Below are 20,972 nucleotides of genomic sequence, written 5' to 3' on the forward strand. Positions count from 1 at the left end.
GATTAGTTCTCCTCTTTGTAGTCAGCAACAGCATGCAGTTCCGGGGTCGCCTGTGGCGCCCAAGCCACCGGACGATCAGTATCTAACTCAAAGCTAGAGATCGCATCTTTCACTAAACGTGCATCGACTTCACCTTCATCTGCCAGCTTCTTCAAGGTTGCTACGACAATATGTGCAGCATCGACACCAAAGTAGCTACGCAGGTTGCCACGGGTATCTGAACGGCCATAACCATCGGTACCCAAGGCTACGAATGGACGGCTATCTGGAAGATAGGCACGGATCTGTTCGCTATAGGCACGCATGTGATCAGTGGCCGATACCACAATACCGTCCTTGTCACGTAACTGCTGAGATACCCATGGTTCTTTCGCTTCTTCAGCCAGTGGATGCAGGCGGTTATATTCTTCACATGCCATACCATCGCGAGCGAGTTCGTTAAAGCTGGTCACGCTCCAGACATTGGCATGAATCTGATATTCCTCACGCAGGATTTTTGCGGCCTTGATCACTTCACGCAGAATCACGCCTGAACCCATCAACTGAACCGTCGCTTTTTCGTCTTCTTCCAGCAGATACATACCACGCTTGATGCCTTCTTCTGCACCTTGCGGCATTGGCGGATGTTCGTAGTTTTCATTCATCAGGGTCAGATAATAGAACACACGCTCCTGATTCACATACATACGTTGCAGACCATCATGCACGATCACAGCAAGCTCATAGCCAAAGCACGGGTCATAAGAGACACAGTTTGGAATGGTGTTGGCCAGAATATGCGAATGACCATCCTGATGCTGCAAGCCCTCACCATTTAAGGTAGTACGGCCAGCGGTTGCACCCAGCAAGAAACCTTGCGCCTGTGCATCACCTGCGGCCCAGGCAATATCGCCAATACGCTGGAAGCCGAACATCGAGTAGTACATGTACATCGGAATCATTGGCAGGTTATTGGTTGAATAACTGGTCGCCAAGGCTGCCCATGCGCTCATCGCACCGGCTTCGTTAATCCCTTCCTGTAACATATGACCGTCTTTGGCTTCACGGTAATGCATCAACTGTTCCTGATCTTCAGGGGTATATTGTTGACCATGCGCTGCATAGATCCCCAATTGACGGAACATCCCTTCCAGACCAAAGGTACGCGCTTCATCTGGCACGATCGGTACCACACGGTCCTTGATTGCTTTCTCTTTTAATAATGCAGAGATGAGGCGAACCATGACCATGGTGGTGGACTGTTCTTTACCGTTTGAACCTTTAAGCACAGCATCAAATACAGAAAGTTCAGGAATCGGTAAAGATTCGCTTTCTTTGCGACGTGCTGGCAGATAACCACCCAGTGCCTCACGGCGTGCCTTCATATATTTAATTTCAGGCGAATTTTCACTTGGACGGTAGAATGGAATTTCTTCCAGTTGTTCATCAGTAAATGGCAAGTTGAAACGGTTACGTACATATTTCAATGATTCCAGCTGCATTTTCTTGATTTGGTGCGTCTTGTTCACCGCTTCAATTTCATCAGACAGACCATAACCTTTTACGGTTTTCGCCAGAATGACCGTTGGTTGACCTTTGGCCTTGGTCGCTTCTGCATAGGCAGCAAAGACTTTGTACGGGTCATGACCACCACGGTTCAGATTATCGATATCTTCATCGCTCAGGTCTTTGACCAAAGCTTCTGCTTCTGGATATTTACCAAAGAAATGTGCGCGTGCATAAGCACCACCTTTCACCTGATAGCGCTGATAATCACCATCTACTGCTTCTTCCATAATCGCTTTGAGTGCACCAGATTTGTCTTTATCCAGTAGCGGATCCCAATGACGACCCCAGACAACTTTAATCACGCGCCAGCCAGCACCACGGAACAATGATTCAAGTTCCTGAATGATCTTGCCATTACCACGTACCGGGCCATCCAGACGCTGCAAGTTACAGTTCACCACCCAGATCAGGTTGTCCAGCTTCTCACGACCCGCCAGTGAAATCGCGCCTAAGCTTTCCGGCTCATCCATTTCGCCATCGCCCAGATAAGCCCAGACTTTACGGTCTTCTTCCTTAATCAGGCCACGGTTCATCAGATACTTTTGAATATGCGCCTGATAGATCGACATGATTGGACCCAGGCCCATCGATACCGTCGGGAACTGCCAGTAGTCTGGCATCAAGTAAGGATGAGGATAAGAAGGCAGACCTTTGCCGCCGACTTCACGACGGAAATTATTCAGATGCTCTTCAGTTAAGCGGCCTTCTAGAAATGAGCGGGCATAAATCCCCGGGGCACAGTGACCTTGATAGTAAATCAGGTCGCCACCGAAGCTGTCGTTATTGGCACGGAAGAAATGGTTAAAACCCACATCGTATAAAGTGGCAGATGAAGCAAAGCTGGCCAAGTGACCACCCAGGTCATCACCGGTTTTATTTGCGCGAAGCACCATTGCCAAAGCATTCCAGCGGATCAGCGCGCGAATACGGCGCTCCATGTCCTGGTCGCCCGGCATCGCAGGTTGTTCTTCTACAGAAATAGTGTTTAAGTAGGGAGTATTTAAACGCTGAATAGGAACATGTTTGGCAATTGCGCGTTGATAAAGTTTTTCAAGTAAAAAGGCGGCGCGCTCGGTTCCCATGTGTTGCAAAACGGAGTCAAAAGCGTCTTGCCATTCTTGGGTTTCTTGAGCGTCGGTATCTCCATAAAACGCCATAATCTACAGTTCCTGAAAGCCAAATTGATCACTTATATGTATCATATTTACGGCTTATGCAGATATGGCTCTGGCTGAATGCGGTTCTGGAGTACTATTTATTATCTAAATATCCATTGACACTTTCTTACACAAAGTAACAAAAAGAAGTCAATAATGGCGATTTTTTATACGACAGTTATAATTCTCGGTGATAATATAATATCTAAAAGCAATTAGACCGAACTCCTTCTCTACTCCCTGGAAGAAATGTTCAGTCTAATTGCCTTAAAAGCGGTTTGATTGATTTTTTATGAGTATCAAGTATCAGACGTATTAAAGTATTTCAGTTATTTTGAGCAAAGCTACGCTTAAGGCAACATTGCTAAATAAGTTGAAGGATTTTTACGTTGACCGTCTTTTACTACTTCATAGTGTAGATGAGGACCAGTACAACGACCTGTACAACCTACATTCGCAATATGATCACCGGCTTGCACCTGATCTCCCACACGTGCAATCAAGCGTGAAGCATGGGCATAACGAGTAAGGTATCCATTACCATGGTTAATTTCGACATACTGACCATAACCTGTACCCCAACCCGATTTGGTTACGATACCAGGACCAGTTGCATAGATCGGTGTACCGCTTGCAGCAGCCAGATCTAGACCTGAGTGATTTTCAGCACGACCACCCATGGTACGGCCGCCAAAATTTGAGCTGACACGTTTCATGTCGGGTAATGGATGAGCCACTAACCACGAATAAGGATTATTTGAAGATGCAACTTTACTGGATGAAGAATTGCCATATTTTTGAGCAATGGTCTGATTATTCAGTTCAACCGGTTTTTCACGTAGCTGAACATTTAATTTAGTTTGTGCGGGAATATCAATATCTTCAGGATGGGTATAAGAACCCTGCGATAAAGTACGTGTTAACTGCTCAAGACGGTCAGGTGTAGCATCTTGTTGATTCAGATCCACTAAATCTGCAAAAGCTACTGAAGCAGCTGAAACCGAAATAGAAAATGCCAATAGGATACGTCGCATAGGCATATGCATAAAAAACCTCTCTAAACTGCTAATCGAGTTTCTTGAAGATCTCTTCCTTGATATCCACTTTAAGAAGCGCATAAGATTAAGACATAAACATGTAGGAATTATGTATGTCGGAACCTGTCAACGTCTTTCAAAAAACAAGAAAACAGATAAAAACAGGAAACTTTTCGTTTCTCTCATCACAAGTTTCTGCATGGCAGAAGCTTACGAAACTCGTACAACCGCTATTGCCTCAACCCGAACAATGGCAAGTTGCCTGCTATCAAAATGGTGTGTTAACGATTACTGGTGAAAACCAAGCCATGATTTCTCAATTGGCCTATCTTCAAAAGCAATACATCTCACAACTCTCTCAAATAAACGAATTAAAAGATCTCACTAAAATCCAGGTTTGCTTAAGGAATCCATCCCCTGTTCAACCGGTTCCAGAAAAATCTGAAAGAGCCTTGAGTCCAGAAACACAGGAATTACTTCGCGGTGCTGCTGACTTTATAAGCGACCCTAAGCTTAGCCAAGCTTTACTACGTTTGGCAAGCAATAAAAAGTAACATTGCAATGAGATGTAATAAATTCCAATGTTGTTTTTATGTGACAGGTGTCACATTAGATGCAGCTAAGTTATAACACAAAGATACAAAGACAAGGACTTATGCCACAGTTACATAACTAATTGGACATTGAGTTACGTCATCAAATGTTACAATTTCATAGCTGCTTGGGTCACTTTTCACGTTACGCAATAGTTGATTATTCAAAGCATGCCCTGATTTGTAACCATCAAATTTGGCAATAATCTGGTGGCCTAGCAGGTATAAATCACCAACTGCATCTAGAATTTTGTGACGTACAAACTCATCCGAGAAACGCAAACCTTCTTCATTGACTACACCGGTTTCATCTACACCGATCGCATTTTCCAAGCTTGCACCCAAAGCCAGATTATTGGCTTTCAAGTAGTCAAGGTCTTTCATAAAGCCGAATGTACGCGCTTCACTGACTTCATAAACAAAGGTTTCTGTAGAAAAATCGATGCTGGCAGATTGATGTTCTTTTTTAAAGGCAGGATGATCAAAATCAATAGTGAAATTTAGCTGAAAGCCGTCATGTGGGCTGAAAATCGCCCGTTTGTCATCGATCAGGGCTTCAACAGGTTTAATAATTTTAATAAATTTCTTTGGTGCATCTAGTTCTTGCAAGCCGCCCTGCATGAGCAGATAAATGAAAGGTCCGGCACTGCCATCCATAATGGGAACTTCTGAAGCTGACACTTCAATAATCAGGTTATCAATACCTAACCCTGCAATGGCGCTCATCACATGCTCAATCGTACCCACTTTGGCATTTGACTGAACCAGGTTCGAACACATGAAGGCTTCCTGGATCAATAAGGCATCTGCAGGAATATCGACAGGTGGATCCAGATCAATACGACGAAACACAATGCCCCCATCGGCGTGGTGTGGCACAAAGTTAATCATAACCTTCTGCCCACTATGAAGACCGATTCCGCTCGCTTTCACGATACGTTGCAGGGTACGTTGTTTCAACATGCTTTTTATCATCTGTTCACCAATAAAACCGCTATACGTTAGCATATTTGGCCATTGATAAAAAACAAAAGGTGGCTCTAAAGCCACCTTTTCTGTGCAATCATCGTAAACACATGCTGTTACATATTATTTGCGCTGTTGATTTTTAAGATAATCTTGGATGCTCATTGGCGTTGGACGCGGACTAGAAACTGAAGCGGCAGGATTAGCTGCTGCACCTGCTTCATTTTGCTGACGCTGAATTGCCGGTACATCATCATCTTCAACTACTGCCTGTGATGATGATGGACGTACTGCCTGTACATTCGCGCGTTTAGTCGGCTCAACCGAATCTGCAGCATGGCGAGTCAAACCAGTCGCAATCACCGTTACACTGATTTCATCACGAGCATCAGGGTCAAATACTGTGCCGTAGAAGACCTGACCTTCGTCCAGATCCACGATCTGGTTTACAACATCAGTAATTTCTTCGATTTCACCGAAGGTTACGTCATCACCACCCGTCACGTTAATCAGAATACCTTTGGCATTCATGATGGTGACGTTATCCAGTAATGGGCTGCGAATCGCCTGTTCTGCTGCCTGACGTGCACGGTTTTCACCACGACCCAAGCCTACCCCCATCATGGCATAACCACGTGTACTCATTGCAGTTTTCAGATCGGCGAAGTCAAGGTTAATGTGACCAGGACGTACCACCAGGTCAAAGATACTACGTACCGCATTCAACAGTACATCATCCGCTTTTTTATATGCATCCTTCATTGAAATATCACGGAAGACTTTCAATAGACGCTGGTTTGGAATGATGATCAGAGAATCTACGTGCTGTTCTAACGCTTCAATCCCCTTCTCGGCAGATTGCAGACGGCGTTTACCTTCAAAGTTGAATGGTGTAGTTACGACACCAACAGTGAGGATACCCATTTCTTTAGCAATTTCAGCAACGACTGGCGCAGCACCGGTACCTGTACCACCACCCATACCGGCGGTGACAAATACCATATCGGTACCTTCAAGCTGCTGGCGGATCAGTTCACGGCTTTCTTCTGCTGCCGCTTGACCGACCTGTGGATTTGCTCCAGCACCCAGACCACGTGTACTTTGCTCACCCAGCTGAATTTTAAATTCGGCTTCCATGCGATCCAGTGCCTGTTTGTCTGTATTGGCACAGACGAACTTTACGCCCTGGATATCGGACTGCAACATATGCTGTACAGCATTACCACCCGCACCACCTACACCAAATACAGTGAAACGGGCTTGACCATTGCTATCGCTATGATCTTCTTCGAAAAATTCAAATGAGGCCATGACCTATAAAATTCCTAATTCATAATTGGCAGTCACTAAGCCCGTATACTGCCTTAATCTTGATAAAAATTGTTTTTAAGAATGCTGCTCAAGCAAGCACTTGTCAAGTACAAGCCCGATTAACTACAACTTCCCAACAATATTCACAATAAAAATCGCTTAAAAGATCGCTTTTAACGTTTCGTTAAAACCTGACCATGCCCGTTTAATGCGCTGTGTTACTGATAACTTGTCCCCGTCTTCGGTCTCAACGAGGGTTTCCTGGGTATCACTCTGGCTAAACATCAGCAAACCAGCCACTGTTGCGTACTGGGAACGACGTAAAGCCGCCTGGTGCTGTTCATCCGCATAGACCTGTACCGGCGGATTGCCCAGATGTGCAGATACACCCAAGGTACGGCGTACAAAGCTGACCATACCTTCAATCTGACTGGCATCACCAGTCAGCACCACACCATGATACAGTCCCTGCATCGCGCCATGGTTCACCAGTTCATCACGCACCAGACCCATGATTTCTTCATAACGCGCCATGATAATTTCAGTCAGTTCAATCCTGCTAATGGTTTGTGGTCCATCAATGCCCTGGAACTGAATCATATGCTCTGGTTTAACCACTTTTAGATCCACACAGCCATAGAGCAATTTCAGACGTTCTGCTTCTTCTGTCGTGGTCTGTAAAACTGCTGCAATATCACGGGTCACATGTTCACCGCCACGCTGAATAGTATGGGTTAACGCCAAACGGCCATCCAAATAAACAGCAATATTGGTGGTTCCCGCACCGATATCTACCAGACACACGCCATATTCTTTTTCATCTTTCAGCAGGCTGGCTTCAGCAGTAGCCAGACAGGACACCACCATTTTCTCCACACCGATATTGGCCCCTTTTAAAGCGCGGTCAATATTCTGCATGGTGCTGATCGGTAACATCATCAAATGATAATGTCCCGTCATGCTATGTGCCGACATACGGATCGGGTTGAGTACCCACTCAGGTGCATCATCCAGCTCGAAGCCTAAAGGCACCGCACTCACCAGATAATGATCTGAGGTGACATGACTGGCTTTGGCCAGCTCAAGTGCCCGCACCACTTCACTGGTCGTAATTGAATGTTCACTATTATCAATGGTGGTACGACCCGAGGCATAAAAGCTTTTTAGTTCAGCACTTGGGATCGAAATCCACGCAGAATGCACACGACATTCAGCCATATCTTCCGCTTCTTGTACGGCGTTTTTAATGGCGGTAATGACTTTATCGAGACTGACAATTTTTCCTTTATTCATGCCTCGGTTACGAGCGGTCGCCATTCCAATCACTTGGATATTGTCTGGCGCGTGTACCTTACCAATCAAAACTGAAACTTTGTGTGTCCCAATGTCAATCGCCACAACCGAGGGAACAGCTTCACTCATTATTAACTACTACCATTACGTGTTTGTTAGATTTATGGCTTTATAAGGCCTCTAGTTTTTAAAGCCGGTCATTATGGCTTTACTGTTACATTATTCTCAACGCCCGTGTCATTAATGGTTACAATAAATTGACCATTTACAATTTTAGGCGGAATTGAATTTTTCCATTGAATCGCCAATCCATTGCGATAACGCAGGTCGATCGCTGAAATTTTTGACCATACCGGTTTTAGTTCGCTATAGGACAGATGACTCAAACGTTGCAACTTGCTCATGGTCTGGTCTTTATCGACAATCACACGCAAACCTGAATCAAACTGCATAAACCACGTCATTCGTTCAGTTAAATATAATTCTTTTAAACGAATACCTTGTGGTAAAAATAACTGGTTGATTTCATTATAACGTCGCATCATGGTATTTGCATGAGTAGATGGTCCATGCAGCAACGGTAAAGCTGAATAATCTTTAGGACTGACTTCAGTGAAAATAATGCCACTATCACTCAGCAGTCGTCCTGTACCCCATCGTGCAATGGCATGATGCGGCATTACCCGCACATGAATTTTGTCTGGCCAGGCACGAGACACTACGACACGATCCACCCAAGACAATTCCAGTGCGCGGTCACGAATCGATTCCAGGTCCGAAGTAAAATAGTTTTCAGTCACAATCGGTGAAACGTACTGCATGACCTGACGCTCTTCAGCTGCTGTACGCGTTCCTGCCACTTTCAGCTCTGCTACCTGAGCATCCGTCATCACCTTGTATAGGCCAAAAATCCCAAAAGCCAGCACCACCAGCGCGACACACAACAAGGCCCAACCACCCAGGTTGGTTAGTTTCTCTTTGCGTGTCGGCGGCTTGTCGTGAATTGAGGTAATCGCAGCACGTTTACGGCGCATGGTTGCTGGGAGTTGAGCCATAACTTAGTGTGCCGCACCGTTTAATGTTTGTTCCAGAATCGCTACACAGAGCGCATCAAAACTATAGCCGACGGCTGCTGCCGCTTTTGGTACCAGAGAGTGACTGGTCATCCCCGGAACTGTATTCACTTCCAGCAACCAGAAATTACCCTGTTCATCCTGCATTGCATCAATACGGCCCCAGCCACTTGCACCCACTGCCTGGAAGGCACGTAGAGCCAAGGCTTGCAATTCTTTCTCTTCAGACTCGCTTAAGCCACATGGAATGCCATATTCCACATCATTACGCTGATATTTAGCTTCATAGTCATAGAAAGCCACATCTTCTGGCGGTTGCAGACGAATGACGGGTAGAGCCTGACCATTCAGAATCACAATGGTAAATTCACGGCCTGTGATCCATTTCTCTGCCATAACCACGGCATCATGTTCAGTGGCTTTGGCAATCGCATCGGCAAAGTCTTCTACTTTTTCAACTTTACTCATGCCAATACTCGAACCTTCATGTACAGGCTTAATGATCAGCGGCAAATCTAAAGCAGATACAATTTCTTGCGCATTCGAGTTCTTGGTCACGATACGGTATGGCGCAGTAGGTAATTCTGAACCCTGCCAAACCTGTTTGGTTTTGACTTTATCCATACCAATGGCAGAACCCTGTACGCCTGTACCGGTATATGGAATATTCAACCATTCCAGCGCACCCTGAATCTGGCCGTCTTCACCGCCACGACCATGCAATACCACAAACGCACGATCATAATTTACTAGCTCGGTAACACTACGCTCTTGTGGATCAAACGCTTCTGCATTGACCCCAGAACGCACTAATGCCTCAAGTACGGCGGTTCCACTATCTAGCGAAACCTCACGCTCTGCAGATTTACCACCCAGCAATACGGCAACTTTTCCGAATTTTGAAGCATTTGACACGTTTATATCCTTAAACTTTTTGAATCTGTTCAATCAGTCATAACATGACTATTTTACTTTACATATAAATGATTTTGAGCAAGTTCGATTGAGATTGCTCCAACATTACCTGCGCCTTGGGTTAATAACAAGTCATTTGCTTGCAATACCTTTTTCATCACCTGGCTCAGGTTCCCCTCAACCGGATCAATCAGGATTGGTTCAACTTCCCCACGTAAACGGATACTACGTGCCAATGCGCGGCTATCTGCACCTACAATTGGCTTTTCCCCTGCCGGATACACTTCAAGTAAGAGCAGCTGATCAACTTGTGAAAGCACTTCTACGAAGTCATCAAAACAGTCACGGGTACGGCTGAAACGGTGCGGCTGGAACATCATCACCAGACGGCGATCTGGATGGCTGGCACGAGCGGCTTTAATAGTGGCTTCTACTTCTTTTGGATGGTGGCCATAGTCATCGACCAGCTTCACATCGCCGCCTTCAAGTTCGAATTGACCTTGTACCTGGAAACGACGACCCACACCACTAAAGCCTTCCAGTGCACGGCAAATGGCTGCATCAGATACGCCTTCATCCGTCGCAATACCAATCGCAGCCAAGGCATTGAGTACATTATGCAGACCCGGCTGATTCACAGTCACGCGTAGCGGCTCACGATCTTTACGTAATACGGTAAAGTGGCTGCGCATACCTTCCTGTACGACATCGACGGCACGAATGTCATTATCTTCATTAAAACCATAAGTCAGTAATGGACGACCAATACGTGGCATGATTTCACGGATATTGGCATCGTCACCACACACAACCGCTAAACCATAGAATGGCAGTTTTTGCAGAAACTGGATAAAGGTATCTTTTAAAACATCGAAGCTACCGCCATAAGTATCCATATGGTCAGCATCAATATTGGTTACCACGGCAGCCATTGGTTCTAGATACAGGAATGAGGCATCTGATTCATCGGCTTCTGCCACGATATAACGACTTGCACCCAAAGCGGCATTCACACCGGTACGGTTTAGCAAACCGCCGATCACATAAGTTGGATCCAGATTTTCTTCTGCCAGCATACAGGTGATCAGGCTGGTGGTTGTGGTTTTACCGTGAGTGCCTGCAACCGCGATCCCGTGACGGTAACGCATCAGCTCACCCAGCATTTCTGCACGGCGGACTACCGGTGTACGGGTTTCAAGAGCCGCCTTGATTTCCGGATTTTCCTTATCAATCGCGGTAGATACCACGATGACATTGGCACCCTTAATATTGCTGGCTGCATGGCCGATATAGACCTTGATACCATTTTCTTCTAATTGAGCCGTAGTTTTAGAGGCCTTGATGTCTGAACCAGAAACTTTATACCCCTGGTTTTTCAGTACTTCCGCGATCCCGCACATCCCTGCACCACCAATCCCTACAAAATGGATATGCTTGATCCGGCGCATTTCCGGGACTTTAATTAATTTCTTTGCTTGGTCTGCTGGGGTTACTGGAGACATAATTTACTCGGATTACAATTCTTGAATTAAACGGACCACATGCTGGGTCGCATCGGGTTGAGCCTGACGGCGTGCTTTGATCGCCATTTCCATCAATACCTGACGGTCAAGCATCGGCTCTAATAAGGTTTTTAAACTGTCTGGCGTCAAAGTAGCCTGCGGGCAGATTTTGGCTGCCTGCTGATTGGCCAGGAATTTGGCATTCGCAGTTTGGTGATCATCAACCGCACTTGGTAGCGGTACAAAAATCGCAGCTACACCAGCAGTTGCAATTTCAGTAACTGTCAGTGCACCGGCACGGCAAATGACCAGATCGGCGTCGCTATAAGCTTGGGCCATATCTTCAATAAACGGCTGAACTTCAACCTGCAAGGAGGCGGGTTTGTCTGCATAACGTGCGCGCGTTGCTTCAGCATGATTTTGACCACACTGATGATAGACATTTAACGGCACATTCAACTGTTTCAAGGCTTCCGGCACACGTTCATTTAAGGCTTGTGCCCCAAGTGAACCACCAACAATCAGAATTCGTAGCGGCTGGCCAGCTTTTTCCCGCTCCTGATAACGCCAGGACGGATTTAAAATTTCTGTAATTTCTTTACGTACCGGATTACCGGTGGTTACTACTTTGTCTTGTGCCGGGAAAGTATCAGGAAAAGCCTGACATACCGTTTTAGCGACCCGTGACAACTGGGTATTGGTAAAACCCGCGACTGCATTTTGCTCGTGAATAATCACAGGAATACCCAGGATCCGTGCTGCCAGACCACCCGGTCCTGCCACATAACCGCCAAAGCCTGCAACAGCTTCGACTTTGAGCTGTTTCATATGCTTCATGGCACTAAGAGTGGCTTTTAAAATTTTAAACGGTGCCAAGGCTTTACGCACAAAACCATTGCCACGCACACCTTGAATATCGATTTGATAAATTGGAATATTATGGTTTTTTAATAATCGGTTTTCCATGCCCGCTGGTGTTGCCAACCAGGACACTTCAATTCCTTGTTGTTGTAGATCTTTTGCAACGGCTAACGCTGGAAACACATGTCCACCCGTACCTGCGGCCATCATCATGACATGTTTAGGCTGTTTTTGCTGAGCGTCGGTCACGGTCTAATTCTTCAATTAAAAAATGAAACAGGAGGTCTAATTTAAGTCATCAATTGTAATCACAAACGCTTGCCCTTGAAAGTTTATTTACCTTATTTCAACAAGCGTTTCATTGTTTTTTTCATACTAATTTGAAGTTTAAACTAGTTTTATTATAAGGTCTGCATTTTTCCTTAGACTTAAGTGAAATATAAGCATAATTTTTGAATATTTTTCATTTAATCTTTTTATACCTACTTCCTAAATCTATACATTTTTCACTAATTACTGGCTATTTTTCCATTTAATTCATCCTATTAACTTATGCCTAAATCATATAAATCTGAATAAAATTTTATGTTATCCCTATATCTATATAATTTTTTTCAAATTGATCTGCATATTCCTTAAATGGACTCAAGCATTATAGATGTCAAAAATATCAATACGTGATCTATGGATTATTTTAGCCGGTTATCTGGCGGCCATGCATGTCGGCAAACTGTCTGCTGTTATTCCCATTCTGCAACAGGATTTAGGCTTAAGTTTTACACAAGCCGGGTTTTCTCTGTCTTTAGTACAAGGGGCCGGAATGCTGTTTGCCCTTTGTATTGGTGCTTTTTCGGAAAAAGTGGGTTTAAAGCGCTGCCTGATTTTGGCGTTAATCATTTTAGGACTGAGCAGTATCGCTGGCCTCTGGATTCAGCATGCCACAGCCTTATATTTCTTCCGCTTTACCGAAGGGATTGGATTTTTAACTATTTCCTTGTGCGCGCCTGCAATTTTAAAACGGATCAGTCGGCCTGAAACACTGAATTTTAAAATGGGACTCTGGAGTTCCTATATGGGTGTCGGTGTCAGTCTTGCTGTTTTTAGTATTCCTGTTTTACTCGAATACCTGAACTGGCAGAATATTTGGGCTATTCTCGGCAGTCTATGCTTGATTATTGCAGGCATCATTAAACGATACCTGCGAATAGATCCAATGGCATTTGCATCTAACACAATTCCTCAACCAGTACCGTCAAATACTTCATTCTGGCAGATTGTCAAAGTTACCCTTACCCATCCACCCATTCTGTGTTTAGCTATTATTTTTGCCTGTTATACCAGTCAGTGGATTACCGTGACCGGGTTCCTGCCCAGCATGTACGTCGAACATGGTATTGATTTAAAAGTTGCAGGCGTTCTGGTTTCAATCGTGGTACTTGCCAATCTGGGCGGCACTTTTGGTGCAGGTATGTTGTTACAACGTGGCTGGAAACCCAAGACGCTATTCAGTACCGGATTTACAGCCATGCTGTGCAGCAGCTTTCTGGCTTTTGCAGCCAGTTCATGGCTCATGTTCGACTTACAGTTTATAAGTGCTGTACTGTTTTCACTGATTGGTGGAATTATCCCGACCACTGTTTTTGCCATTACTTTGCAGCATGCCCCGCGTGCCAATGCCGCAGCAGCCAGTGTGGGTCTGGTTTTACAGCTTTCAGCCTGTGCTCAATTTTTTGTGCCGCCTTTGAGCGCAGCACTAGTTTCGACTACACAGAATTGGGCTTATATCGCGGCAGTTACCGCCAGCCTCTCTATATTAGGAATCTTAATGACCCTGCTTTTATTCAAGCATTATGGCCAATAAAAAAGAGCCTCAGACGAGGCTCTTTTTTATTATTGAAAGCTTAGGCTTGACCCAGACTGGCTTCCAGTACATCAAACAGGTCATCTGCAATGGAGGTACCAAACTGAGTATCAATTTCACGGATACAGGTTGGACTGGTGACGTTAATTTCAGTGACATAATTGCCAATCACATCCAGACCGACAAATACCAAACCTTTTTCTCTGAGATAAGGTCCCACTTGCGCTGCAATGGCTCTATCATTCTCAGTTAATGGACGTGCTTGACCTAAACCACCTGCTGCCAGATTGCCACGCACTTCACCATTTTGCGGAATACGGGCCAGACAATACGGTACTGGTTCGCCATTGATCATCAGGATACGCTTATCCCCTTCTACAATTTCAGGAATATAACGCTGTGCCATAATCGGCTGGTTACCATTGTTGGTCAGAATCTCAATGGTTGAGCCAATATTGATACCATCCTGATAGAGACGGAAAATTCCGGTGCCGCCCATACCATCCAATGGTTTTACAATCACATCAACATGCTCTTTTAAAAATTCACGGATCAGGCTTTGTTGCGACGTTACCAAAGTCGGAACTTGCAGGTGCGGGAACTGAGTAGCAAACAGCTTTTCATTGCAGTCACGCAGGCTTTGCGGTTTGTTGATAATCCATGCTCCTTCACGTTCTGCCTGTTCCAGAATATAAGTGGTATAGACAAAGTTCATGTCGAATGGCGGATCTTTACGCATCAGCACCACATCATAAGCCGCAATCGATTCTTTTTTCTTTTCACCCAGTTCGTAGTAATGGTTATAGTCTTCAAATACCTGCAAAGGCGAGATCAGACCAAAGGCCTTACCTTGGTCGATATATAAATCTTGCTGTAATGCATAACCCAGTTCATGTCCACGGCGTGCAGCTGCCCATAACATGGCCATGGTTGAATCTTTTTTCAGGTTTACATTTTCGATGGGATCCATCACAACAAGTACGCGCATGTCTCTGTGCTCTTTCTTAAAAATACATTAGCAAGGAGTATAGCCTGTGCAGTTTCTTTTGTTTATGGTGATTTTGCATGACTAATTTTGTATAAATGCTTAAATACTTTAATCAACAAGAGCATTTATCATGCAGCAGGCAATTGTCGGCTTTCATCTGGATGAAGAAAATCATTGGGTCGCTGAACTGGCCTGTGGTCATGGTCAGCATGTGCGGCATGATCCACCTTGGCAAAACCGTCCTTGGGTCATGACCGAACAAGGCCGTAAAGAAAAACTGGGCGTCTTATTGGACTGCAAAAAATGTGAAATACACGAGGATTAATATCTTCTAAATCAAATCAGTATATATACTCACCCTGAGTATTTTATCTCGTTTAGAAAATTGATTAAAACCTGAATAAAAATAATAATACCTTGCTTATAAATGCATTATCTTTCAACTAAATACATCTAATTTTATGATTTAACGATTATTTTTCGAAATCATGGTTCCCAGCATAATAATAAAGGTACTGACCCCGCCAATCAGTAAGCTCATCAGAGCAATTTCCAAAGTGATCTTATGATGCCAGCTCTGATCAGGAATCCAGGGCAAATTCAGATTTTCCCCAAAGATAAAGTTAATAGTACATATAATCAGAAAGCCAATCGTTGTAGAGATCAGTAAAGTCACCACCAGGTTTTTCCACATCTTGTAGCCCACCAGCATGACAATAATGGCCAAACCTACCACCGTTATAATCGATATAAATAAAACACTGTTCCAGTAATCCATTCCTAGTACTCTTATTTTAAATCAATTAAAATTATGAAATTCTTATAATTAATTACGTAATGTTTATTTCAATATAGGCGGATTACAATTTGTAAACAATGACCATAACTACCTTATTCATTTTATTTGTAAAGGGACTTTATGGGGGGTAATTCATTCTTTAATGAGTTTCTTTTAAAAATATTTTTCTTTTTAGATAAAATAATTTTGATCAAGATTTATATATTGAGAAGAATATTTATATAAAATTTAATTTTGAAGAAGATAATATAACTTATCAAATTTAAAGTTTATCCAGATCAGAATTTCTATCTTATTATTTATATTTCTTTTAAATACAGTCGCCTGAACAGAATCTTTCTTCCCATAAAAAGTAAAGCCTTAGATTACTAAGGCTTTACTTTTTATCTGGTGAATCAGGTTTTAGATTCCGTATTTCACACGATAAGCTTCCATTTTCGCCAATGCTTCGCTATCGCCTTTTGCATCTAGGTAATTCATTAAATCTTTCATGGTAATTAGTGCATGTACTGGAATTTCCAGTTCTTTTTGTACTTCCTGAATAGCAGATAATTCACCTTGGCCTTTTTCCTGACGATCAAGAGCAACCAGTACACCTGCAATTTGCGCACCGGCATTTTTCAGGATGGTGACTACTTCACGAATGGCAGTACCGGCTGTAATCACATCATCAATAATCCAGACTTTTTTCCCTTCCACTGAAGCACCTACCAGCACACCACCTTCACCGTGATCTTTGGCTTCTTTACGGTTAAAGCCCCATGGCACGCTGACGCCATGATTTTGCGATAGTGCCACTGCTGTAGCTGCTACAAAAGGAATGCCTTTGTATGCTGGTCCAAAAATCACTTCAACATTGTCACATTCAGTTAATTTTGCAGCATAGCCAGAAGCCAGTAGTGACAAGGCTTCACCATCATTGAGCAAGCCAGCATTAAAAAAATAAGGACTCACACGTCCTGATTTTAAAGTAAACTCACCAAATTTAAGCACACCACGTGATAATGCGAGTTCGATAAAAGCTTGCGGGTTAAACTGAGCTGGCGTTGACATGAGGTGCTCCTAAATCCATTAATTAAGGGTAAGACTTGCGCATGATACCAAAGAGTAGCTATCCAGGTGATCAAAAAATTCTTCGTGTCGTTTCAATTAATGTCAACGGTTTACGTTCCTCTGTCAGCAAGGGCTTGCTAGAGTGGATCGAACAGTCTGATGCCGATGTGATCTGCATGCAGGAAAGCCGGATCACCCATGCGCAGTGGACTGATAAATTTAAGCCTGAAGGCTGGTATACCCACCTGTTCCCTGCCGAGCGTCCAGGTTACGCGGGTACAGCGATTTACAGCCGTCTGCCTTTCGTTTCGATTACCGATGGTTTGGGTTTTGAACTGGCCGATTCTCAAGGTCGCTTTATCTCGGCAGAATTTGACTTGGGTCTAGAAAAAACAGCACATATCTGTTCGCTGTATTTACCTTCAGGTTCTTCGGGCGATGAAGCGCAGGCACGTAAAGATCACTTTCTGGAAGAGTATAAAAAGATCCTGAAACAATGGCGCGATGAAGACAAATCCATCATTGTCTGTGGTGATTACAATATCGTGCATAAACGTATCGATATTAAAAACTGGTCCGGTAACCAGAAAGCATCGGGCTGCTTGCCGCATGAACGTGCATGGTTGGATCATATCTATGATGAACTGGGTTATGTCGATACGTTCCGCGAAGTCCGTAAAGAAGCCGAGCTATATTCCTGGTGGTCGAATCGTGGTCAAGCCCGCGCCAAGAACGTGGGCTGGCGGATTGACTATCAGGCCTGCTCACCGGACTGGAAAGACCGTACTGTAAATGCCTGGGTCTATAAAGATGAATGGTTTAGTGACCATGCACCCGTGATTATTGACTATAAAATCTAAAACTGACCGAAAGATTGAGTGAACATTCGTTCACTCAATTAAGGTTTATTACCTACACTACATGACGTATTTTCAGGTTTATCTTCAGACCCTAACAGCGCATGATACTCACACGGCACAGGGATATGTCAGGATGACACTATAAGGACAGGACGCCGTAGGAAGAAAATAAAACAAACTATCAGATTTAGCTTGTTTTTCATGGATGTGACAACGGACGTTGTATTGAGACCCGCATAATCAGGATGATTAGATGCGGGTTTTCTCATTTCAGTACCTTCATTTTTTTCTTATTCTTAAACTTTACCATTTACTTTTTAATACCCATTCTGCTCTTAAACGATGTCAATCGAATGACATGTCTTTTAAATATTGCTTAAAAACAAGCTTCTTGGAAGCACATAGGCGATCAGCATAAATTCAGCTAAGCTAAGCCATCAATAAATAAACTGTTTGGGATACAGCGAGCATGCTCAAGATTTATGGCATTAAAAACTGCAATTCAATGAAAAAAGCTTTTGATTTACTTAATGAATTGGGACTGGCTTACGAATTTCATGATTATAAAAAACAGGGGATCGACGCGGATACGGTTAAAACCTGGCTGGATGCTTTAGGCCAAGATGTGGTACTGAACAAGAAAGGCACTACCTGGCGTAAACTCACTGCAGAAGAACAGGAAAATGCGCTTGCCAGTGAAGATAATCTGATTACCGCCTTAACTACTCATACCAGCTTAATTAAACGTCCGGTATTACAGACTGCAACTGGTTTTATCGCTGGTTTTGATGAAGCCGCTTATCAAAAGCTAAAAGACTAATCATCCCAGATGAGCTGGAAGAATAAAAAAAGCCTGACCTCTGTCAGGCTTTTTTATGGTAGTTTTTAGAGAACGGTCATGATCTATTATTTGGCACGAATCCAGGTTTGGTTACGACCTAAAGCAGACACGCCGATATAACCGCGCAGCTCAAGCTTCTTGCCACCATCTGTCAGGTTGCCTTTCAGCTTATAAGTTTTACCAGATTTTGGATCCAGGATCGAACCACTGTCATAGCTGGTTCCGCCTGTATTTTTCAGGCCTTTCACAATCGTTAAACCTTTCAGCGATTTATTGTGATACGGACCTTCACATTTTGTACAAGCATTTTCTTCACCCGGTGTTAATACCGATTGGATGCTTGCAGATAATGTCCCATTTTTTTGCTCAGTAAATTTTACTATAGCCTTTGGTTGTTTGGTTTCGTCGTCAATCGTTTTCCAAACGGTACCATTTAAAGGATCTGCAGCATTGGCCAGCGCAGATAAGCCGAGTAGTCCTAACATTAGCGTAATTTTTTTCATTTTTCTTCATTTCCCTAGTCTGAGATAGACCGATGTAGTATTAAAAAGTCACAACATTTTTGCAATTTTTACCTGTGACTATTTAGTGTAACCTTGTAAATATTGTTGGTAAATAATCTACATAATCAATAAAAGCAGAAAAAGATGGAAAGAAGATGAAGATGAGCCCCGTGACGAAACAATTAATTACAGAAAGTCTTTTAAAAGCGACCATCCGCGCGCCTAGTCGGTTCAATCTTCCTCCAAGCTCCTTACGGGTCGCACTGGAGCAGATGTGCAAGATTTTTCCGCAAGATAAGTCCGTACAAATCCGTTCGCTCCGGCTGGCAGGTGTACATGCCGAGGAAATCAAACCACAGCAGGAATCCAGCCAGCTGATTTTCCATATTCATGGTGGTGCTTTTTATCTCGGTTCCTTAAATACCCATCGTGCCTTTATGACCCAGATTGCCGCTCGCACCCAGATGCAGGTACTGCATATTGATTATCCTCTGGCTCCTGAATCTGCTTATCCTGAACCTTTGGAAGCTGTGCTTGATGTCTATAACCTGTTATTAGATCAGGGCATTCAGGCTAAGGACATTGTTCTGTCCGGAGATTCGTGTGGCGCTAATCTGGCGTTGGCGTTGGCACTCAAATTACAGCAGGAAGGCCTGCCACAGGTGAGTGGACTGATTCTACTTTCCCCTTTCCTTGATCTGACCCTGACCAGTGAATCACTACGCTATAATCAGAAACATGATGCCCTACTGTCGATTGAAACCCTAAAGACCGGGATTCAGTATTATGTACCGAGTGCAATGGATCGTGGCGATCCGGAAATTTCCCCATTTTTTGCCGATCTCAGTGGTTTGCCACCGATGCATATACAGGTGGGATCTAAAGAAATTCTGCTGGATGATGCCACACGCTTCAAGGAAAAAGCGGAACAGGCTGGTGTCGAGGTTGAATTCAAGTTATATACCGGGATGTGGCATAATTTTCAGATGTTTAGTGCCTGGTTTGAAGAGGCCCGACAAGCGCTAGCGGATCTTTCAGAATTTGCTCATCGTCTGGATCAAGACTAGAAATTTAAAAGAAGCCATAAAAAAGGTCAGCGATTGCTGACCTTTTCTGTTTAGTGATTATCTATCGCTTTTTAGATCAGGCTTACTTGCGTCATCGCAGTTTCAATTGCCTGCTGTTTCGCAGCATCGCCCATATTGACGCCTTCAGCACGAATCACGTGCACATCAGTTACGCCAGTAAAGTTAAATACAGTTTTCAGGAAAGCTTCCTGGAAATCGACTGGGCTTTGTTCTCCATAAATACCCCCACGGCTACTGGCAATATAGACTTTCTTTTCACCTGCCAGACCCACTGGGCCATTTTCTGTATATTTAAAGGTACGTCCCGCCACACTAATGCGGTCAATCCAGGCTTTTAAAGTAGAAGGTAGGCCGAAGTTATACATAGCAGCCCCTACCACCACGATATCCGCCTGTAAGTACTGCTGTAAAATCTGTTCTCCTAAAGCCGCCTGCTCAAGATTCTGACCCATCAAAATTTCGGCAGTTAAATGTGGAATCGGCTGTGCAGCTAAGTCCAGATATTCAAGCTCAACTGCCTCACCATGTTTCTGTTGAAGCTGTCCCACAATAGCTTGAGTCAACTGACGGGAAATAGAGGCATCACCTAAAATACTGGAATCAATCTGTAAAATTTTCATTGCTTAATCTGGTCCGTTCATTGTTCGGGAATGGACATAGCTTAATAAACTTTAAATAATGAAATAATGGGTTTAAATAAAACACTTCATTGCGTATTTAGAA

Annotated in this window: 20 protein-coding genes; 6 read left to right on the forward strand and 14 right to left on the reverse strand. The window is 43.8% G+C overall.

Annotation, left to right across the window (positions count from 1 at the left end; all coding sequences use genetic code 11):
- Positions 1 to 2 precede the first annotated feature (2 nt).
- Complete coding sequence (gene aceE / locus FTU19_RS04145) at positions 3 to 2,705, reverse strand: pyruvate dehydrogenase (acetyl-transferring), homodimeric type (protein WP_180011097.1); 2,703 nt, start codon at positions 2,703 to 2,705, stop codon at positions 3 to 5.
- A gap of 350 nt (positions 2,706 to 3,055) precedes the next feature.
- Positions 3,056 to 3,745 carry a M23 family metallopeptidase gene (locus FTU19_RS04150; protein WP_034170247.1) on the reverse strand — a complete coding sequence of 230 codons (690 nt, stop codon included), beginning with the start codon at positions 3,743 to 3,745 and terminating at the stop codon, positions 3,056 to 3,058.
- A gap of 110 nt (positions 3,746 to 3,855) precedes the next feature.
- On the opposite strand from FTU19_RS04150, the gene FTU19_RS04155 reads away from it, so the two are divergent.
- Entirely contained in the window at positions 3,856 to 4,296 is a 441-nt protein-coding gene (locus FTU19_RS04155) for a DciA family protein (protein ID WP_004781492.1), read from the forward strand.
- A gap of 99 nt (positions 4,297 to 4,395) precedes the next feature.
- Here FTU19_RS04155 and lpxC read toward each other — a convergent pair whose 3' ends face one another.
- The 7 genes from lpxC to murG all read right to left on the reverse strand — a co-directional run bounded on the left by lpxC (position 4,396) and on the right by murG (position 12,505).
- Positions 4,396 to 5,298, reverse strand: a complete 903-nt coding sequence (lpxC, locus tag FTU19_RS04160) for a UDP-3-O-acyl-N-acetylglucosamine deacetylase (protein WP_180052514.1) — start codon at positions 5,296 to 5,298, stop codon at positions 4,396 to 4,398.
- 126 nt (positions 5,299 to 5,424) lie between these two features.
- Positions 5,425 to 6,612 (reverse strand): cell division protein FtsZ, encoded by a 1,188-nt coding sequence (gene ftsZ / locus FTU19_RS04165; RefSeq protein WP_179991920.1) that lies wholly within the window; start codon positions 6,610 to 6,612, stop codon positions 5,425 to 5,427.
- Positions 6,613 to 6,771: 159 nt separating this feature from the next.
- The gene (ftsA, locus tag FTU19_RS04170) at positions 6,772 to 8,034 is read right to left on the reverse strand and encodes a cell division protein FtsA (protein WP_159123790.1); all 1,263 of its coding nucleotides are present in this window, start codon (positions 8,032 to 8,034) and stop codon (positions 6,772 to 6,774) included.
- 71 nt (positions 8,035 to 8,105) lie between these two features.
- Positions 8,106 to 8,960, reverse strand: coding sequence for a cell division protein FtsQ/DivIB (locus FTU19_RS04175; RefSeq protein ID WP_159123789.1), 855 nt, complete (start codon positions 8,958 to 8,960; stop codon positions 8,106 to 8,108).
- Between the two features lie 3 nt (positions 8,961 to 8,963).
- A complete protein-coding gene (locus FTU19_RS04180) occupies positions 8,964 to 9,893 on the reverse strand; it encodes a D-alanine--D-alanine ligase (protein ID WP_179991918.1) in 930 nt (309 codons plus the stop codon).
- Between the two features lie 53 nt (positions 9,894 to 9,946).
- Positions 9,947 to 11,395 (reverse strand): UDP-N-acetylmuramate--L-alanine ligase, encoded by a 1,449-nt coding sequence (gene murC, locus FTU19_RS04185; protein WP_005232692.1) that lies wholly within the window; start codon positions 11,393 to 11,395, stop codon positions 9,947 to 9,949.
- 12 nt (positions 11,396 to 11,407) lie between these two features.
- Positions 11,408 to 12,505, reverse strand: a complete 1,098-nt coding sequence (murG, locus tag FTU19_RS04190) for an undecaprenyldiphospho-muramoylpentapeptide beta-N-acetylglucosaminyltransferase (RefSeq protein WP_180130167.1) — start codon at positions 12,503 to 12,505, stop codon at positions 11,408 to 11,410.
- A 409-nt stretch (positions 12,506 to 12,914) separates the two neighbouring features.
- Here murG and FTU19_RS04195 point away from each other — a divergent pair, with 409 nt between their 5' ends.
- Complete coding sequence (locus tag FTU19_RS04195; protein WP_180130169.1) at positions 12,915 to 14,117, forward strand: CynX/NimT family MFS transporter; 1,203 nt, start codon at positions 12,915 to 12,917, stop codon at positions 14,115 to 14,117.
- Positions 14,118 to 14,157: 40 nt separating this feature from the next.
- On the opposite strand, the gene gshB is transcribed toward FTU19_RS04195, so the two are convergent.
- Positions 14,158 to 15,105 (reverse strand): glutathione synthase, encoded by a 948-nt coding sequence (gshB, locus tag FTU19_RS04200; RefSeq protein ID WP_180025278.1) that lies wholly within the window; start codon positions 15,103 to 15,105, stop codon positions 14,158 to 14,160.
- Positions 15,106 to 15,235: 130 nt separating this feature from the next.
- On the opposite strand from gshB, the gene FTU19_RS04205 reads away from it, so the two are divergent.
- Positions 15,236 to 15,430 carry a DUF3565 domain-containing protein gene (locus tag FTU19_RS04205; protein WP_004781474.1) on the forward strand — a complete coding sequence of 65 codons (195 nt, stop codon included), beginning with the start codon at positions 15,236 to 15,238 and terminating at the stop codon, positions 15,428 to 15,430.
- Positions 15,431 to 15,571: 141 nt separating this feature from the next.
- On the opposite strand, the gene FTU19_RS04210 is transcribed toward FTU19_RS04205, so the two are convergent.
- Together FTU19_RS04210 and pyrE are read right to left on the reverse strand one after the other, a co-directional pair.
- Positions 15,572 to 15,883: a hypothetical protein gene (locus FTU19_RS04210; protein ID WP_159124191.1), complete on the reverse strand. Its 312-nt coding sequence runs from the start codon at positions 15,881 to 15,883 to the stop codon at positions 15,572 to 15,574.
- Positions 15,884 to 16,306: 423 nt separating this feature from the next.
- Positions 16,307 to 16,957, reverse strand: coding sequence for an orotate phosphoribosyltransferase (gene pyrE / locus FTU19_RS04215; RefSeq protein WP_125279724.1), 651 nt, complete (start codon positions 16,955 to 16,957; stop codon positions 16,307 to 16,309).
- A gap of 41 nt (positions 16,958 to 16,998) precedes the next feature.
- Here pyrE and FTU19_RS04220 point away from each other — a divergent pair, with 41 nt between their 5' ends.
- Both FTU19_RS04220 and FTU19_RS04225 read left to right on the forward strand, forming a co-directional pair.
- Positions 16,999 to 17,817 (forward strand): exodeoxyribonuclease III, encoded by an 819-nt coding sequence (locus tag FTU19_RS04220; RefSeq protein ID WP_159124217.1) that lies wholly within the window; start codon positions 16,999 to 17,001, stop codon positions 17,815 to 17,817.
- Positions 17,818 to 18,286: 469 nt separating this feature from the next.
- Positions 18,287 to 18,637, forward strand: a complete 351-nt coding sequence (locus tag FTU19_RS04225) for a Spx/MgsR family RNA polymerase-binding regulatory protein (RefSeq protein WP_159124193.1) — start codon at positions 18,287 to 18,289, stop codon at positions 18,635 to 18,637.
- 86 nt (positions 18,638 to 18,723) lie between these two features.
- Here the strand turns inward: FTU19_RS04225 and FTU19_RS04230 are convergent, their stop codons facing one another.
- Positions 18,724 to 19,161 (reverse strand): DUF2147 domain-containing protein, encoded by a 438-nt coding sequence (locus FTU19_RS04230; protein ID WP_004781465.1) that lies wholly within the window; start codon positions 19,159 to 19,161, stop codon positions 18,724 to 18,726.
- Positions 19,162 to 19,316: 155 nt separating this feature from the next.
- Between FTU19_RS04230 and FTU19_RS04235 the strand changes: the two genes are divergently transcribed.
- Positions 19,317 to 20,228, forward strand: coding sequence for an alpha/beta hydrolase (locus tag FTU19_RS04235; RefSeq protein ID WP_180130172.1), 912 nt, complete (start codon positions 19,317 to 19,319; stop codon positions 20,226 to 20,228).
- A gap of 71 nt (positions 20,229 to 20,299) precedes the next feature.
- Here the strand turns inward: FTU19_RS04235 and FTU19_RS04240 are convergent, their stop codons facing one another.
- Positions 20,300 to 20,869: an FMN-dependent NADH-azoreductase gene (locus FTU19_RS04240; RefSeq protein ID WP_180052509.1), complete on the reverse strand. Its 570-nt coding sequence runs from the start codon at positions 20,867 to 20,869 to the stop codon at positions 20,300 to 20,302.
- Positions 20,870 to 20,972 lie beyond the last annotated feature (103 nt).

This window comes from Acinetobacter sp. YH12072 (assembly GCF_013419565.1).
Taxonomy (GTDB): Bacteria; Pseudomonadota; Gammaproteobacteria; order Pseudomonadales; family Moraxellaceae; genus Acinetobacter.